Consider the following 16,481-nt stretch of genomic DNA (forward strand, 5'->3'; position numbering starts at 1 on the left):
TCATTCTTCCCTCACCCGCATAAACACGGCAAATCGTGGAATACCGCTATCGTTGACACCGCGATAGCGGTAGGTCACCAGACTGCCGATCGCCGGCGCATGACGCCGCTGCTCATCCGTCATGCCGCTACCAAGCTTGAAGCGTTTTCCTTCCGGTGTTTCCACCAGCAAGGCGCCCACCATTCCCTGATATTTTCCCTTGCCCGGAACATGGCCGACGACGCGCGCCTCGGTGTCGTCATATGGTTTGAATTTCAACAGATCGTCATTGCGCTCAGCACGGTACAGCGACGCACCGCGATGCAGGACAAGTCCCTCGCCGCCTTGGGCGACGATGTTTTCCATCATCGTCCGCAAGGCGTCATGCGTCGGCACCTTGATCTGGTCGACCAGCTGTACCCACGGCAGAGCTATCTTTTTCACGGTTGCACGCAGTTCCCGCAGACGTTCATCAAAGGGGCCTTTGTGGCCCGGCAAATCAAACACCATGAAACGCATCTGCCGCCACGCTGCATCGTCAGGACGTTGCTGCCGGACTGTCGATACGGCATGCGAAAACCGTCCGCGTCCGGCCCACAGCTCACCATCCATCGGTATCTTCGGCCAGGCTGCGACGAACCAATCAGGCGCATGAATCACTTCGCCGCCACGTGTCAATAACTGGTGTCCGTCCCAATAGCCGCGCACACCATCGTATTTTTCACTAACCCAATAATCCGCAAGGACGATTCCCGGTCGATAGACATTGGCCAGCATGACGGGCGCACGCGCCGCTACGGACAGCCGGGGACAGGCAGAGAAAAATATAAAGAAGAGGAATGTAAAAACGAGGAAAGAAAACGGACGCGGAATATATCCTGAAAACCGTGCACAAGCTTGTGCACGGCGGTACTTCATGTGATGCATATGAGCTCCTGCGAGCCCTCCCTGTTGATGATGAATTGCCTATGCCGCGCGTATTCAGAATCCATCTTCAGAGTCTCTTTTTACGCTTTTATTGTTCGGGCTTTTCGACTTTCTCCGGCTTGAATCGTGTCACCAGGAGTTGGTTGATTCTATTACCTTCGATGTCGACAACTTCAAATTTATAGTCGGCGAACAACGCAAAATCCGTTTTCTTAGGAATTTTTCGCAGCATGTACATAATGAAACCGGCCAATGTTTCGTATCCCATCGGATTCGGATAGTCGCTGATGGAAAGCGCATTCATCACCTCGGCCAGCGGTGTCAAACCATCCATGAGCCAGGAATGTTCGTCACGCTTGACGATTTGCTGCTCTTCCGAGGAGAGGTTCAGCAGATTGCCCATCAATACGCTGGTGACGTCGGTGATGCTGATAATGCCGACCACCAGTGCATATTCGTTGACGACAACGGCGAGGTCTTCGTCAACCGCTTTCATGCGCTCCAGCACTTCCCATAGATTGAGGCTGTCGGGGATGGACAGCGGCACGTGGATCAGTCCCTTGTCGCGCAAGGAAAACTGCTCGCCCTTGAGCAGACGCTTGAGCACATCCTTGCTGTCGATGTAGCCGAGCACGTCGTCGATATTGTTTTCACACACAAGGAAGCGTGAATGCGGATGATCGATGATCTTCTGGCGCAGCATTTCTTCGGTATCGGTAACGAGGAAATAGACGATGCTCTCGCGCTGCGTCATCGCCGAGGGTACGTAACGGCTTTCCAGCTCGAACACGTTTTCGATCAGGTGATGCTCCTGATGCAGCAAGGCACCCGCCTGCGCGCCGGCATCGACGATGGCATGGATTTCGTTGGGCGTGATGACGTCATGGCGCACCTGCGGCAAACCGAACATGGTGAAAAACAGCTTCGACAGGCCATTGAACAGCCAGATCAGCGGTTTGAATACGCTCTCCAGGAACAGCATCGGGCTGACCAGCATGATCGCCGCGCGCTCAGGGGCCAGCATCGCCAGTCGCTTGGGCATCAGGTCGGCAAACAAAATGAAGAAGGATGTCACCAACAGGAAAGAAATCGAGAAACTCACCGTCTCCAGCCACGGCCCCTGATACACCGTACTCACCGCACTGACCATGTGCGGCGTCAGCGCCGGCTCGCCGATCACGCCGCCGAGAATAGCAACAGCGTTGAGGCCGATTTGGACCACGGTGAAGAAATTGCCCGGCTGCGCCTGCAAGGCGAGTACGCGCAAGGCATTGGCGTCACCTTCCTTGGCGAGCATTTCGAGACGGATTTTGCGCGAGGCGGCGAGAGAAATTTCTGCACAAGACAAAAATGCGCTGATGACCACGAGCAAGAGGATCAGTAAAAAGCTGGCGAAAAAACTCATTTTTCTTATCTCTTGAAGTCACTATGTCCCTATTCTCTCCTGTCGGAGCTGAAAAGTACAATCCGCGGCCCAGAGTCGTGAACAAAGCGCTTAGCCAGCGGCGCTTTGTTCACGACTCTCAATAGACGTCGCGGCGGTAGCGGCCTTGCTCCGCCATGCTATCCAGCACTTCCTCGCCCAGAATCCCGCTCAGCACCTCTGCCACGCCACTCGCCATGCCATCCAGACTCCCGCAGACGTAGATTGCGGCCCCCTCGTCGACCCACTGTTGCAGCAGGTGCGCCGCTTCGCGCAGACGGTCCTGCACATAGATGCGCTGCGCCTGATCACGCGAGAAAGCCAGATCCAGGCGCGCCAGCATGCCATCCTCCTGCCATCGCTCAATTTCCGTACGATGGAAGAAATCGTGTTGCACAGAACGTTCACCGAATAGCAGCCAGTTGCGGCGACGGCCCAAAGCGATACGTGCCTTCATGTGCGCGCGCAAACCCGCAAGGCCGGTGCCGTTGCCGATCAGGATCAGCGGACAATCGTCGGCCGGCGGATGAAAACCGCGATTCGGCCGTACGCGCAAATCGAGTTCGCCCTGCTCGGCCAGATACGCTGTGAGCCAGCCCGATCCCAATCCCAGATTGCCGTCCGGCAGAATCGTCTGACGCACCAGCAGTTCCAATCGGCCATCCTGCGGCAGTGAGGCGATCGAGTATTCGCGATGTGGCAGCGGTTTGAGACTGTCCACCAGGGCTTGCGCCGTCATTCCCTGCAACGACGCCAGTCCCGCAGCATCGTGCGGCAACAGGCTGCGTGCCAGGATATCGCTCAGCGTTTCGTCCTGCACGGGTGCGCTGCCATCCAGTTGCAAGGCATCCAGCAAGGCACGTACTTTGGCAGGATCGTTGCGTGGGCCGATTTCGGCGATGTCGCCGGCTTGCCATGACAGTGCCTGTTGTGCATCAACTGGCTTGAAAGACAAATGAAAAACCGCGCCGCCGGCGCTGCCGGGATTGAGCAGGCGGCGTTCGGACAAGATCCATCGTTCGTAACCGGGCGCGTTCCAGTCCGCCATGTCGGTGTGCCCACTCAGCACGCCAAGATGATGCTGCCAGTGACGTAAAGCGCCCGGATCGCCGTTATCCACTTCGACCATATCGAACAGGGCGTGCGCGCCGTGGTGGCGCAGCCAGGCGTCCAGAGCATGGCCGAATGCGCAGTACTGCATATAACTGCGATCACCGAGCGCCAGCACGCCGTAGTGCAAATCAGGCAGCGTCGCCGCCTGCCCCATGACCTTCCTCGCGAACCCTGCCGCACTGTCGGGAGCGTCGCCTTCGCCCGTGGTGCTGACCACGAACAGCACACGGCGCGCCGCTTGCAATTGCGCCAGATCAAGTTGCGCGAGGCTGCAAGCACGGATCTGCATGCCGGCATCTTTCAAGGCTTGCGCCGTCTGTTGTGCGATTTGCTCGGCAAAGCCGGTCTGACTGGCGAAGGCGATCAACATCTCTTTTGACGCCTCACCTGCCTGGCTAGCATCACTGTTCTGCCACGCCAACGCAGCCTGCTGCTTGCGGCGATAGCCGACGAAAATGACGAAGCAGAACACCATGTAAAACAGCAGCACCAGCGCCGCCACGAACAAGCGTCCGGTGGCGCCGTCCAGCAATTGCATCTGGCCGATAGCAATCGTCGCGCAGACGGCGCAAGCCAAGCCGACCAGCCCGGGGCCGGGTATGAATTGTGTGAATTGCGTGTGCACTGGTTTGCTCATCCCAACATCGCCTGCATCGCTGGGGTAAGTCGCTCGCGGAAGCCGTTGCCATCACGGCTGACGAACAGAGCCGCCAGGCCGTTGCCAAGCGCCAGCGCGAGCCCCTCTTCATCGCCAAGCACCATCAATGCCGTGGCCCAGGCATCTGCAGTCATACAGTCGGCATGCAGCACGGCGACGGATGCCAAAGCATGGGCAACGGGTTGGGCCGACCGCGGGTCGATGGTGTGCGAGTAGCGGCGATCGTCATCTTCAAAATAACGCCGATAGTCGCCGGAAGTTGCCAGCGCCACGCCATGCAAGGCCGCAATGCTCTGCACCTGTTCATGCGTGTCGGATGTCGCCGGAGGATGTTCCATGCCGACCCACCACGGTTGACCATCGGCCTTGACGCCCTGCCCGTACAACTCACCACCGACTTCCACCAGATAACTGACTGCGCCGATGCTGCGCAAATAAGCGGCAACCAGGTCGACGCCGTAGCCTTTGGCGATGGAAGAAAAATCCAGATACAGGCCACCCGGTTGCAGCAAGGCATGACGGGTGCGATCAATGCGGATGCGCTGCCAGCCGCAACGCTGACGTTCACGTGCGATGGCCGCTTCGTCCGGCCGATCCGCGCGTTTGGGATCGGGACCAAAGCCCCACAGATTGACCAGCGGGCCGACACTCGGGTCATACGCGCCGCCACTGCGCTCGGCGACCGCAAGCGCGCAGTCGAGCACCTTCATAAAGTGTTCAGGCAACACATGCCAGCTATCGGCAGCTGCGTGGTTGTAGCGGCTCAGGTCGGAGTCCTCGCTCCATGTGCTCATCTGCGCAACGACCAGGTCGAGTTGCCGTTGTATGCCCTCCTGAATCGCCTCCTGACTGCTGCCTTCAGGCCGGATCAGCCTGACCGACCAGGACGTGCCCATCGTCAGCCCGGACAGGCTGTCGACAACGGCATCGGCCGGAACGGGATCAGGTTGAGCGAGGTTCAGCGGGATAAAGACGCGATTCATGACGGCACAAGCAATTTTTCCGGATAGAAATCAAGAGAACAAAAGATAGCCGTCGAATGACAGCCTGTAAAAACAGCGTTCGCCGCCGGTACGGCGAACGCCTGATACACCTGCAACGACAAGTTACCCGATTGACTTACCGGATAAGCTGCCTGCCATGCGGAAGCACAGCTCAGAACAAGTTCTTAAGGCGCCAACACTTCCAGCGTAGCGGTGTAATTGGCGCGACGATCAGTGGCCGGTTTCAGGTTCGGCTTGTTGTCCTTGACTGTCGCTTCCATCCAGTACATGCCGGCCGAAGGCCAGGTCACGCTGAACTTGCCGTCAGTATCAGTCGTCGGCGTCATTTCATTAAGCTTGTCGCGATAGCGCGTGCCGCCCGGCACCACCGTCACCTTGACGTTGGCGGCAGGTTTGCCGTCGAGCAGCATGCGGAAGCTCGCCGTCTCACCGGCGATCAGATCCGTCGGATGCGTGATCGCTTGCAGCTCCAGACCTGAGCCTGTTGTTTCCAGCACCTTCTTTGACGGCTTGCCGGCGGTGACGAAGGTCTCAATGCGGCCTTGCATCTGCGTGACTTGCAGATCCTTGGCATCGGCCGGAATTTCCTTTGCCATCGCCTCGGCGGTACCGCGCCAGCGCTTGGTCTGGCCGGCGGCATCCTTGTAGCTGCCGAACAATCCCATGCTGATGACGGCAATCTTGTAGGTGCCGCTTTGCGTCAGATGCACGTCGAAACTGGTGCGGAATTTGCCGGTGTAGGCGTTCTCAGGCTTGGCGAAAGTGCCGTCCGGCGCGGTGACTTGCAGGCCATCCAGTTTCAGCGCAAAACTTTCGAAGAAGAACAGGTCGTTGGACACGGCAGCATCGACCGTGACCCAGGGATCATTACCCGACAGAACTGTCGATGCCGGCAACAGCCAGGTGCGATGCGCGTTGGCCGACAGCGGCAAGCCAATCGCCAGGGTCATCGCCAGCGCGGCGATTTTGAATGCGCGTTTCATGTTGTTCCTTCCAATTACGGTTTGAAGTCCAGCGTGATGGCGCCCAGTTCGGATTCGCCCTTGCCCTTGGCATTTTGTCCAACCTTCGGAGGCCATTGCAGCGGCACCTTGACCACTTCGCGGCCACCGACTTCACGAGCTGCTTCGACCATCAGGATGTAGTCGCCGGCAGGCAACTGCGCCAACGGACCTTTGTCGCTGCTGAACGTTAACTGTTGATCGCCTGCAGGACGCGTCGCACCGCTCACGCCGTCTACAGGCATATGGACGTCACGGCCGGCACGGCGCCACCATTGACGCAAATCCTTGAGCCACTTCTCGCCTTCCTTGTCTTTCTTCTTGGTGTCATACCAGACTGCGAGCGTCGCCGCGACGCTTTGATCGGGACGCTCCAGCCACACCGCAACGTAAGGACGGTGATATTCAGCCACGTTCAATCGCGGGATTTCGACTTTGACATTCATGTCTGCCGCAACCACCGGCAATGACACCACGCCCATCAAGGCAGCCGACAACGTTGTCGGCAACAGACCAGGAACCAGCACGCGCATATGAATCAACCTCGCTTGTGAAGAAAAAAGAATAGAAAAACCAGGAAAAATCAGTGGATGAAAATGATCGCCAGCACCAGCGGCACCACCAGTCCGAGACCCACCAGCGGCCAGGTCACCGGACGATTGCCTGCATGCAGTTGCAGCAGGAACATCCCCGTGATGCAGAACACCAGACACGCCACCGCAAAAATGTCGATGAACCAGCTCCACGCCGTGCCGGTATTGCGGCCTTTGTGCAAATCGTTGAAATAGGAAACCCAGCCGCGATCGGTTTTTTCATACTCGACCTTGCCGTTGCCGAGATCGACGCGCACCCAGGCATCGCCGCCCGGACGTGGTAGCGAGACGTACAGCTCATCGGCCGACCACTCTCCGGTTTGCTGGTCGATGGACACGGACAATTGCTTGTCGAGCCAGGTCTTCAGTGCTGTCGGCAAGGCATCCTTGTCCTTGTGTTCTTCTACCGTCAGTTGTGCCAGCAAGTCCTTGGACAACTGCGCCTGCTTGCTCGTCACCTGCGGATGCGCCTCGATTTGCGCAGAATGATTCAGCGTCAGACCGGTAGCAGCGAACAGCAGCATGGCGATCAGGCAGATGGCCGAACTGATCCAGTGCCACTGATGCAAATGCTTGAGCCAAAACGAACGGCGTTGCTGTTTTGGCATGTTTGCGGCGACGGCAGCTTCCCTCATGTTCCACTGATGATGGCCTTGGAGGGCCAATCTAAATAATAATAATTCTCAATTATAACTTCAGCAGAAGGAAAAAATGCAGCCTTTCTTCCAGATTTACTTTGCGATACATAAGGCTGCAAAACGATACGAGCGCATATTTTTTGCACCTTCACAGAACTTTGACGAACCAAATGATTGAAACAACGACAAGTTTTTGACATGAAACAAAAAAAATCGCCGCGGCAAATGCCCGGCGATTCTCTTTCAATCCTGCAAATACAACCCGAGCTGCTGGCAGCTCAAATCATGGCCGTCTCAGCGCAGCAGCTCATAAGGGCCACCCCGCTCCAGTGCGCGCTGATAGGCTGGACGCCCATGGATCGCTTCGAGATATTTGAGCAGATTCGGATAATGCCCATCCAAGCCGCCCCGCGAACGTGCGCCTTCTACCGGAAAGCTCATCTGGATGTCAGCGGCCGAGAAGGCATTGCCGGCAAACCAGGTGCTTTTGGACAGTTCGCCTTCCAGATATTGCAGATGGCGCTTGAGTTGCGGATCCACCATCTTGCCCAGCACGCCGTTGCAGATCAGGCGGGCAACCGGCCGGATCAGGCCCGGCACCGATTTCGGCAGGCGGCTGAAGATCAGCTTCATCAGCAACAGCGGCATCGCCGATCCTTCGGCATAGTGCAGCCAATAGCGATAGCGCAGCCGCTCCGGGGTGCCTGCTTCGGGGATGAATTTACCGTTACCGTAGCGTTCGACCAGATATTCGACAATCGCGCCGGACTCGGCAATCGTCAGGTCGCCGTCGGTAATTACCGGCGATTTACCCAGTGGATGGACGTCGCGCAGTGACTGCGGGGCCAGCATGGTCTTGGGGTCGCGCTGATAAAACTTGATGTCGTACTCAAGTCCCAGCTCTTCCAGCAGCCATAGCACGCGCTGCGAGCGGGAATTGTTCAGATGATGGACAGTGATCATGTATTGCGCCTTTCTGTAGAATGCGTAGCTGCGCTACTCTAACAGCAGAATAAAGCAGAACAATAAAGTATGGCCCGTACAACCTCTACGCCCCAAGTCCCGCTCTACAAAAAATTCGCCGATGAACTGGCGGCGTCCATTCACGCCGGTGTCCTGCAGCCGGGCGAACGCGTGACATCAGTGCGCGCCGCCAGCCAGCAGCACAACGTCAGCGTCACCACGGTCGTACGTGCCTACGAGCTGCTCGAAAGCCGCGGCATCATCGAGAGTCATCCGCAATCAGGTTATTTTGTGCGCAAGACGGCCGCATCGGCGTCAGCGCCCACGGCAAGCACGCTGCTGCCGCCCACGCATCCGGCCACCCAGCAGCCGCATGAGGTCGACGTCAGCCGGCTGGTGCTGGCCACGCTGAAGACCATCCAGCAAGACGGCACTATTCCGCTCGGCTCGCCCTATCCGAATCCGGCACTGTTCCCTTCGCAGCGTATCGGCCAGTACGCAAGCCGTATCACGCGCAACAGCGACAGCTTCAGCGTCTTCACCGATCTGCCGCCGGGTCATCCTGACCTGCTGCGCCAGATCGCGCGACGCTATCTGGAAACCGGCCTCAATGTCGGTCCCGAGGACATCATCATCACCGTCGGCGCAACCGAAGCGATCAATCTCTGCCTGCAAGCAGTAGCCCAGCCCGGCGACACGATCGCGGTGGAAACGCCAACCTTCTACGCCATGCTGCACGCGATCGAACGCATGGGCATGCGCGCCGTCGAGATCCCCACTGATCCGTTGACCGGCCTCGATATGGATGCGCTCGAAGCCTTGCTGCAAACGCAGAAGATCGCCGCCTGCATGGTGATGCCGAACTTCCAGAATCCGCTCGGTTCGATGATGCCGGACGCGCACAAGCAGCGATTGGTCGATCTGGCCCATCAATACGACATGCCGCTGATCGAGGATGCGGTCTACAGTGAACTGTTCTACGGCGCCGCGCATCCGACCTCGCTCAAGACGTACGACCGCGACGGTCTGGTGCTGCACTGCTCGTCCTTCTCCAAGAGCCTGACCTCGGCGTATCGCGTGGGCTGGGCGATTCCGGGCCGTTACCGCTCTCAGGTAGAGAAGTTGAAATTCCTCAACACATTGGCAACGCCGACGATTCCACAACGTGCGATTGCCGAATATCTGACGCAGGGCGGCTTCGAGCGCCATCTGCGCCGGGTACGGCGCGGCCTGCTGCAACAGCGCGATCTGATGCGGCATTTCGTATTGCGATTTTTTCCTGAAGGGACACGCGTGTCGGAACCGGCGGGCGGCTACATCCTGTGGATCGAGCTGCCGCCACGCGTGGATGCGATGGAGTTGTACCGGCGCTGCCTGGTGCTGGGCATCACGATCGCACCGGGACGCATCTTTGCGGCGACCAATCGCTACAGCCATTACATCCGGCTGAACTACAGCTATACATGGTCGAAAGAGATTGAAAAAGCCTTGAAGACGATTGCCAAGATTGTCGCCGAACTCAGCTAACATTCGTCAGCTCAAGCTCAGCCGTGCAGCTTGAGCCCGGCAGCCGTCAGTATGGCGTTGCCCGTGCCATCGTCGTTGACCACGACGGTGGCAATCCCCGCCTCTTCCAACGCCGTCAAAAACCGCCGCAAGGTACTCATGCGCAGTTCGGTGCGTTTGGACAGACGCGCCAGCGACAGCGGCGCCTGGCTGCGCTGATACTCCTGGTACAGCTCATCCAGAATACGGATCAGTTCCGGAGGAAGCTGATCCTGCAACGAATCGTGTGCGTCGTCCATAGGGATGCTCTCGGTTACGCTCTTAAGCCGCCTTCGCGTGCTGTACAGCAGCGCGATGCAGCAGCACCGGAATCGATTTCGACGTCGGCGTGCGCGCCTTGTCGGCGAAGCTCTCCAGCGGCACCAGCGGATTGGTCTCGGGATAGTAGCTGCCGATGCAACCACGCGGGATGTCATACTCCACCAGCAGGAAACCGTCGGCGCGGCGTTCGATGCCATCGTCCCAGACGCTGACAACATCAACCCATTCGCCGTCCTTCAGACCCAGCACATCCAGATCCTGCTTGTTGATGAAGATCACGCGACGCTGGCCGAACACGCCGCGATAGCGGTCGTCCATGCCGTAGATGGTGGTGTTGTACTGATCGTGCGAACGCGTAGTCATGAGCGTCATCAGCTTCTCGCCGTACATTTTGCGCGCACGATGGATAGGCGTATCCAGCGGAATCGCGTTGACCACGAAATTGGCCTTGCCGGTGCTGGTCTTCCAGACGCGCTCACGCGAGGCGACGCCCAGATGGAAGCCGCCCGGGTTGGCGATGCGCTGGTTGTAGTCCTTGAAGGAGTCGTAGACCTTTTCGATGGCGTTGCGGATGCGCGAATAGTCTTCGGCGTACCAGAGCCAATCGATCTTCTTGCCGTTGTTGCGATGTTTCATTGTGGCTTCGGCGATGTGCGCAACGATGGCGGTTTCCGACATGCAGTTTTCCGACGCCGGCTTGTTGATCCCGTAAGAGACGTGGACCATGCTCATCGAATCTTCCACCGTCACGCCTTGCGCGCCGCCGGCTTGCATATCGATCTCGGTACGGCCCAGCGTCGGCAGGATCAGCGCGTCCTTGCCGTGCACCAGATGACTGCGGTTAAGCTTGGTGGTGATGTGGACAGTCAGGTTGCACGAACGCATCGCGTCAAACGTGCGCGGCGTATCCGGTGTGGCCATGGCAAAGTTGCCGCCCAGTCCGATAAAGACCTTGGTACGGCCTTCCAGCATCGCCATCACGGAACCCACGGTGTCATTGCCGTGGTGACGCGGCGCCTTGAATTCAAACACCTGCTCCAGACGATCAAGGAAGGCGTCAGTCGGCTTTTCATCGATGCCGACCGTACGGTCACCCTGCACATTGGAGTGGCCGCGCACCGGGCACAAGCCTGCACCTGGACGACCGATATTACCGCGCAGCATCATCATGTTGGACAGCAATTGAATCGTGCCGACCGCATGTTTGTGCTGCGTCAGGCCCATGCCCCAGGTGGCGATGACTGCTTTACCCTTGACATAGACTTGCGCCAGCTTTTCGATATCTTCGCGCGACACGCCGGATTCGCCGATGATGTCAGTCCAGCTTTCGGCGCGCGCATCAGCAGCAAACTCCTCGAAACCGGAAGTATGTTCCTCGATGAATTTCACATCGAGAACGCGCTCCGTCCCCTTCAGCAAGGCTTCGTCGTCCAACTCAATCGTGCGTTTGATGACGCCCTTGATCAGCGCCAGATCGCCGCCCAGCGTCGGGTGAATGAACATCGAGCTGATCTGGGTGCTGCCCATGGTCAGCATTTCAATTTTGCTTTGTGGATCTGCGAAGCGCTCCAGACCGCGCTCCTTGAGCGGGTTGATGGCGACAATGGCAACGCCGCGCTTAGAGGCCTCACGTAACTCACCCATCATGCGCGGATGGTTCGTGGCCGGATTTTGACCGAACAGCAACAAGGTGTCGCACAGGTCAAAGTCGTCCAGCAGCACGGTGCCCTTGCCCACGCCGACGGTAACCGGCAGGCCGACGCTGGTGGGCTCGTGGCACATGTTGGAACAGTCGGGGAAATTGTTGGTGCCGTATTGGCGGACAAACAGCTGGAACAGGAAGGCGGCTTCGTTGCTGGCGCGGCCGGAGACGTAGAAGTCGGCCATGTTCGGATCAGGCAGCGCATTGAGATGGCGGCTGATGAGATCAAAAGCCTGATCCCAGGCTATCGGCACGTACTTGTCGCTGACGGCGTCATAGACCATCGGCGCAGTCAGGCGGCCATGATCTTCCAGCTCGTAATCAGACTGCTCCATCAGCTCGGCAACCGTGTGCCGGGCGAAGAAATCGTTGGTCACGCGCTTCTTGGTAGCTTCCGCCGCCACCGCCTTGACACCGTTTTCGCAGAATTCAAAGGTGGAGGTGTGTTCGCGATCCGGCCAGGCGCAGCCGGGGCAGTCGAAGCCATCCGGCTGGTTTTGCGACAGCAGCGTGCGCAAGCCCTTGCCGTCAGCCACGTGCTCCTTGACCAGATTCAGCGCCACGTACTTAAGCGCGCCCCAACCACCTGCGGGGTTGTTATAGGTCTCGATCTTTGCCTTGCCTGCCTTCGCCATTTTTGCTCCACCAATACAATTTCAGATGATGGAGAGTCTACCTGCTGCCGGTGGTCGTGGCGTACACAGTCAAGCAGCTAAAAAAGGAGTACAGCAGGCGCAGCGCTACACTCCTTTTCTTCCTACAACAGTACGTCGTCGCGGATACAGGCACGCCAGCGGCCCGGCGCGACTTCCTTCAGCTCTGGAACCGTTGCCGCACAGGCTTCCTGCGCATAAGGGCAGCGCGTGCGAAATACACATCCCGACGGCGGATTGGCCGGGCTGGGCAAGTCACCCTGCAGGGTGCGGCGATTCTTAGCTTGCTCCCGCGCATCCGACTCCGGCTTGGGAGAAGCCGCCAGCAAGGCCTGTGAATAGGGATGCAAGGGCTTTTCGAACAAGGCTGACGCCGGCGCGATCTCCATGACTTTGCCCAGATACAGCACCACCACGCGGTCGCAGATGTATTCGACCACATCGAGATCATGTGAAATGAACAACATCGCCAGATTGAAGCGCTGACGCAGATCTTGCAGCAGATTGATCACCTGCGCCTGAATCGACACATCCAGCGCCGACACCGGCTCGTCAGCGACGATGAAACGCGGTTCCACCGCCAACGCACGGGCGATGCCGATACGCTGGCGCTGACCACCGGAAAACTCATGCGGATAGCGCGCACCGTGCTCGGCGCGCAGACCCACCAGTTGCAACAGCTCGGCAATGCGCGTGGCGCGCGCTTCGCCGCGATGCAGGCCGTGGGTATCGAGCGCTTCGCCTATGATGTCGCGTACGCGTTGACGCGGGTTCAGGCTGGCATACGGGTCCTGAAAGATGATCTGCATTTCGCGGCGCAAAGCGCGCATGCGCGAAGCCGACAGGTTGGAGATGTCTTCGCCCTGATAACGGATCTCGCCGCCGCTGCTTTCCATCAGGCGCAGCAAGGTACGGCCGACGGTGCTCTTGCCCGAGCCGGATTCGCCGACCAGCCCAAGCACTTCGCACGGCATGATGGAAAAACTGACATCGTCGACGGCGCGGATGGGCGCGTCTTTTTGCTTGCCGCTGAAGTATTTTTTCAGATGGCGCACTTCGACCAGCGGCGTGGTGTTGGTCCCGTTCGTATTCATCGTGCTCATACCGGCTTCCTCAAAACACAGCGGACATTGTGACCGTCATCGCCCAGCGTCAGCGATGGCATGGCGACACGGCAGGCATCCGAGGCATGGCTGCAACGCGGCTCAAAAGCGCACCCCGGCGGCGGCGCCAGCGGACTGGCGACCTGACCGGGAATCGCCGCCAGCCGCGGACGCTCGCCGGCAACAGCGTGATTCTTGCTGCGCCCCGGCAGACAATTGAGCAGACCGGCTGTGTAAGGATGCTGCGGGTTGTCAAAAATCTGCGGCACGCTGCCCTGCTCCACCATGCGGCCGGCATACATCACGGCGACGCGGTCGGCGATCTCCGCCACCACGCCGAGGTTGTGGGTGATGAACAAAATGCCGGTGCCGGTTTCACGCTGCAGTTTTTGCAGCAACGCCAGAATCTGCGCCTGAATCGTCACGTCCAGTGCCGTGGTCGGCTCATCAGCAATCAGCAGCGAAGGATTGCACGACAAGGCCAGCGCGATCATCACGCGTTGGCGCATGCCGCCCGACAACTGATGCGGATATTCATACAAGCGGCGCGCCGTAGCGGGAATCTCGACCAGCTCCAGCATGCGCTGTGCATGGATCATCGCGTCCTTGTGGCTCTTGCCCAGATGCAGGCGCACGCTTTCAGCAATCTGGTCACCAAGCGTGAAGACCGGATTCAGACTGGTCATCGGCTCCTGAAACACCATCGCGATTTCATTGCCGCGCAACTGGCGCAGGCTGCGTTGCGGCAGGCGCGTGAGGTCGACCGTTTCTCCATCGCGGCGCTTGAAGCGGATGCTGCCGCCGACCACGCGGCCGGCATCGGCCGGGATCAAACCCATGATGGACAAACTGGTCACCGACTTGCCGGAACCGGACTCGCCGACTACCGCCAGCGTCTCGCCGGCATTGACGGTGAAGCTCACACCATCAACCGACTTCACGGTGCCCTGCTCAGTGAAAAAATGTGTCTGCAGGTTGTCGACTTCCAGCAGCGGCGTCCCTGGTTGGACTCTCTGTTCTTGCATGTTCTGTACTCTCTTTGCTGGAGGAATTAGAGGCTCTTGCGCAGGCGGGGATCGAGCATGTCGCGCAGGCCGTCGCCGACCATCTGCAGCGACAAGGCCGACAGCACGATGGCGATACCGGGGAACACCACCAGCCAGATCGCCTGCTCGGCATAAGCCTGCCCGGAAGAAATCATCGTGCCCCAGGTCGGCAGTTCAGGCGGTACACCAACGCCGAGGAAAGACAAGCCCGCTTCCGCCAGAATCGCGTAGGCGAAGATGAAAGTACCCTGCACCAGGATCGGCGACAGGATATTGCCAAGCACGTGGAAGAACACAATGCGCACCGTCGACACGCCCAGTGCGCGCGCCGCTTCCACGAACAACAGCTCGCGCACCACCAGTGTGGAGGCGCGCACGATACGTGCGACGCGCGGCGTGTAGACGATCGCCAGCGCCAGCACCACATTGATCAGCGACGAGCCGAGAATCGCCACCAGCGCAATCGCGAGCAAGATGTCGGGAAACGACATCATGGCGTCCACCACACGCATGATGGGTGCATCCATACGCTTGAAGAAACCGGCACACAACCCCATCAGTACACCGGCCACCAGCGAGATCACCACCACCAATGCGCCAATGGTCAGCGAGTAACGGCCGCCGGTCAGCACGCGCGTGAAAATGTCGCGGCCGAATTCGTCCGTGCCGAACCAGTGCGATGCCGACGGCGGTTGCAGCCGCGCCATGATGTCCAGCGCGGACGAATCGTAAGGAGAAGTCAACGGCACCACGACAGCCATAACGGCCAGCAGCACCAGGCTGACAACACCGAACATGACCAGCTTGCGCCGCATGAATTTGGAAAGAAAAGCAAACATGGGAAATCCTGTGATTCTGTTCAAGAGCCGGATCAATACCGGACGCGCGGATCGATCAGCGTATAGAGCAAATCGATCGCCAGATTGATCAGCACATAGATCACGGCGATCGCCAGCAAGGCACCCTGAATCACCGGATAATCGCGCCGCTGCACTGCCGACACCACCAGATTGCCGACGCCCGGCAAGCCGAACACCGTCTCGGTCACCACCGCGCCGCCGATCATCAGCGCCGCCGTCAGACCGATCACGGTCACCACCGGAATCAGCGCATTGCGCAAAGCATGCCGCAGGATCACCCGGCGCTCGTTCAGCCCCTTGGCGCGTGCGGTGCGGACGTAGTCATCCGACAGCACGTCGAGCATGGAAGCGCGCGTGAAGCGGATGATCAGCGCGGAGTTAAGCACGCCCAGAACTACCGCCGGCAGCAGCAAGTGATGCAAGCGGTCCCACAGCGGCGCACCGGGATCACCGTAACCCGCCACCGGAAACCAACCCATCTTGACCGCGAACAGCTGCATCAGAATCAGGCCAAACCAGAAGCTCGGAATACTCGCGCCCAGCATGGCGATGCCGGTGAACACCTGATCCACCACGCGGCCACGCCATACGGCGGAAACGATGCCGCAGGGAATGCCGATCAGGCAGGCCAGCGCCACCGCAAAAATCGTCAGAAAGAAAGTCGGCTCGGCACGCGAAGCCAGCGCCTCGGTCACCGGCATCTGCAAGAAAATGGACTGGCCAAGATTGCCCTGCGCCAGCTCCTTGAGCCAGAAACCGAATTGCACCAGCATCGGCTTGTCGAGGCCGTATTGGGCGCGCAGTTTGGCGATGTCGGCCACAGTGGCCTGGTCGCCCAGCATGATCGCAGCCGGATCGCCCGGCGCCAGACGCGTGATGAAAAACACCAGCACGGCGACGATCAGCATGACGATCACCATGCCGGTGAAGCGTCCTGAAAGATAACGGAGCATAGACGTGAAGTCGGTTAGGAAATAAAATAAAAAACGGA

At 59.0% G+C, this 16,481-nt stretch carries 15 protein-coding genes; 1 reads left to right on the plus strand and 14 read right to left on the minus strand.

What is annotated here, in order from left to right; translation table 11 throughout:
• The 8 genes from hmeg3_RS14110 to hmeg3_RS14145 form a co-directional block, all read right to left on the minus strand.
• Positions 1-756, minus strand: a complete 756-nt coding sequence (locus tag hmeg3_RS14110; protein WP_232511644.1) for a DNA ligase — start codon at positions 754-756, stop codon at positions 1-3.
• A 238-nt stretch (positions 757-994) separates the two neighbouring features.
• Positions 995-2,311 carry a hemolysin family protein gene (locus tag hmeg3_RS14115; protein ID WP_198361704.1) on the minus strand — a complete coding sequence of 439 codons (1,317 nt, stop codon included), beginning with the start codon at positions 2,309-2,311 and terminating at the stop codon, positions 995-997.
• 118 nt (positions 2,312-2,429) lie between these two features.
• Positions 2,430-4,079: a sulfite reductase flavoprotein subunit alpha gene (locus hmeg3_RS14120; protein ID WP_094564284.1), complete on the minus strand. Its 1,650-nt coding sequence runs from the start codon at positions 4,077-4,079 to the stop codon at positions 2,430-2,432.
• Positions 4,076-5,083 (minus strand): FAD:protein FMN transferase, encoded by a 1,008-nt coding sequence (locus hmeg3_RS14125; protein ID WP_094564285.1) that lies wholly within the window; start codon positions 5,081-5,083, stop codon positions 4,076-4,078. Before hmeg3_RS14125 ends, hmeg3_RS14120 begins: the two co-directional genes overlap by 4 nt.
• Before the next feature lie 185 nt (positions 5,084-5,268).
• Positions 5,269-6,087 carry a DUF4198 domain-containing protein gene (locus hmeg3_RS14130; RefSeq protein WP_094564286.1) on the minus strand — a complete coding sequence of 273 codons (819 nt, stop codon included), beginning with the start codon at positions 6,085-6,087 and terminating at the stop codon, positions 5,269-5,271.
• Positions 6,088-6,101: 14 nt separating this feature from the next.
• Positions 6,102-6,638 carry a DUF2271 domain-containing protein gene (locus hmeg3_RS14135; protein WP_094564287.1) on the minus strand — a complete coding sequence of 179 codons (537 nt, stop codon included), beginning with the start codon at positions 6,636-6,638 and terminating at the stop codon, positions 6,102-6,104.
• Positions 6,639-6,688: 50 nt separating this feature from the next.
• Positions 6,689-7,306, minus strand: coding sequence for a PepSY-associated TM helix domain-containing protein (locus hmeg3_RS14140; protein ID WP_369828825.1), 618 nt, complete (start codon positions 7,304-7,306; stop codon positions 6,689-6,691).
• Positions 7,307-7,630: 324 nt separating this feature from the next.
• The gene (locus tag hmeg3_RS14145) at positions 7,631-8,299 is read right to left on the minus strand and encodes a glutathione S-transferase (RefSeq protein WP_094564289.1); all 669 of its coding nucleotides are present in this window, start codon (positions 8,297-8,299) and stop codon (positions 7,631-7,633) included.
• 69 nt (positions 8,300-8,368) lie between these two features.
• On the opposite strand from hmeg3_RS14145, the gene hmeg3_RS14150 reads away from it, so the two are divergent.
• A complete protein-coding gene (locus hmeg3_RS14150; RefSeq protein ID WP_094564290.1) occupies positions 8,369-9,826 on the plus strand; it encodes a PLP-dependent aminotransferase family protein in 1,458 nt (485 codons plus the stop codon).
• Positions 9,827-9,843: 17 nt separating this feature from the next.
• Here the strand turns inward: hmeg3_RS14150 and hmeg3_RS14155 are convergent, their stop codons facing one another.
• The 6 genes from hmeg3_RS14155 to hmeg3_RS14180 form a co-directional block, all read right to left on the minus strand.
• Entirely contained in the window at positions 9,844-10,104 is a 261-nt protein-coding gene (locus hmeg3_RS14155) for a helix-turn-helix domain-containing protein (RefSeq protein WP_094564291.1), read from the minus strand.
• 22 nt (positions 10,105-10,126) lie between these two features.
• Positions 10,127-12,463 (minus strand): FdhF/YdeP family oxidoreductase, encoded by a 2,337-nt coding sequence (locus tag hmeg3_RS14160; protein WP_094564292.1) that lies wholly within the window; start codon positions 12,461-12,463, stop codon positions 10,127-10,129.
• A 122-nt stretch (positions 12,464-12,585) separates the two neighbouring features.
• Positions 12,586-13,584 carry an ABC transporter ATP-binding protein gene (locus hmeg3_RS14165; RefSeq protein WP_304441831.1) on the minus strand — a complete coding sequence of 333 codons (999 nt, stop codon included), beginning with the start codon at positions 13,582-13,584 and terminating at the stop codon, positions 12,586-12,588.
• Positions 13,581-14,609 (minus strand): ABC transporter ATP-binding protein, encoded by a 1,029-nt coding sequence (locus tag hmeg3_RS14170; protein WP_094564293.1) that lies wholly within the window; start codon positions 14,607-14,609, stop codon positions 13,581-13,583. Before hmeg3_RS14170 ends, hmeg3_RS14165 begins: the two co-directional genes overlap by 4 nt.
• 26 nt (positions 14,610-14,635) lie before the next feature.
• The gene (locus hmeg3_RS14175; RefSeq protein WP_094564294.1) at positions 14,636-15,469 is read right to left on the minus strand and encodes an ABC transporter permease; all 834 of its coding nucleotides are present in this window, start codon (positions 15,467-15,469) and stop codon (positions 14,636-14,638) included.
• A gap of 32 nt (positions 15,470-15,501) precedes the next feature.
• Positions 15,502-16,443: an ABC transporter permease gene (locus hmeg3_RS14180; RefSeq protein ID WP_094564295.1), complete on the minus strand. Its 942-nt coding sequence runs from the start codon at positions 16,441-16,443 to the stop codon at positions 15,502-15,504.
• Positions 16,444-16,481: the final 38 nt, after the last annotated feature.

It is taken from the genome of Herbaspirillum sp. meg3 (assembly GCF_002257565.1).
Taxonomy (GTDB): Bacteria; Pseudomonadota; Gammaproteobacteria; order Burkholderiales; family Burkholderiaceae_D; genus Herbaspirillum.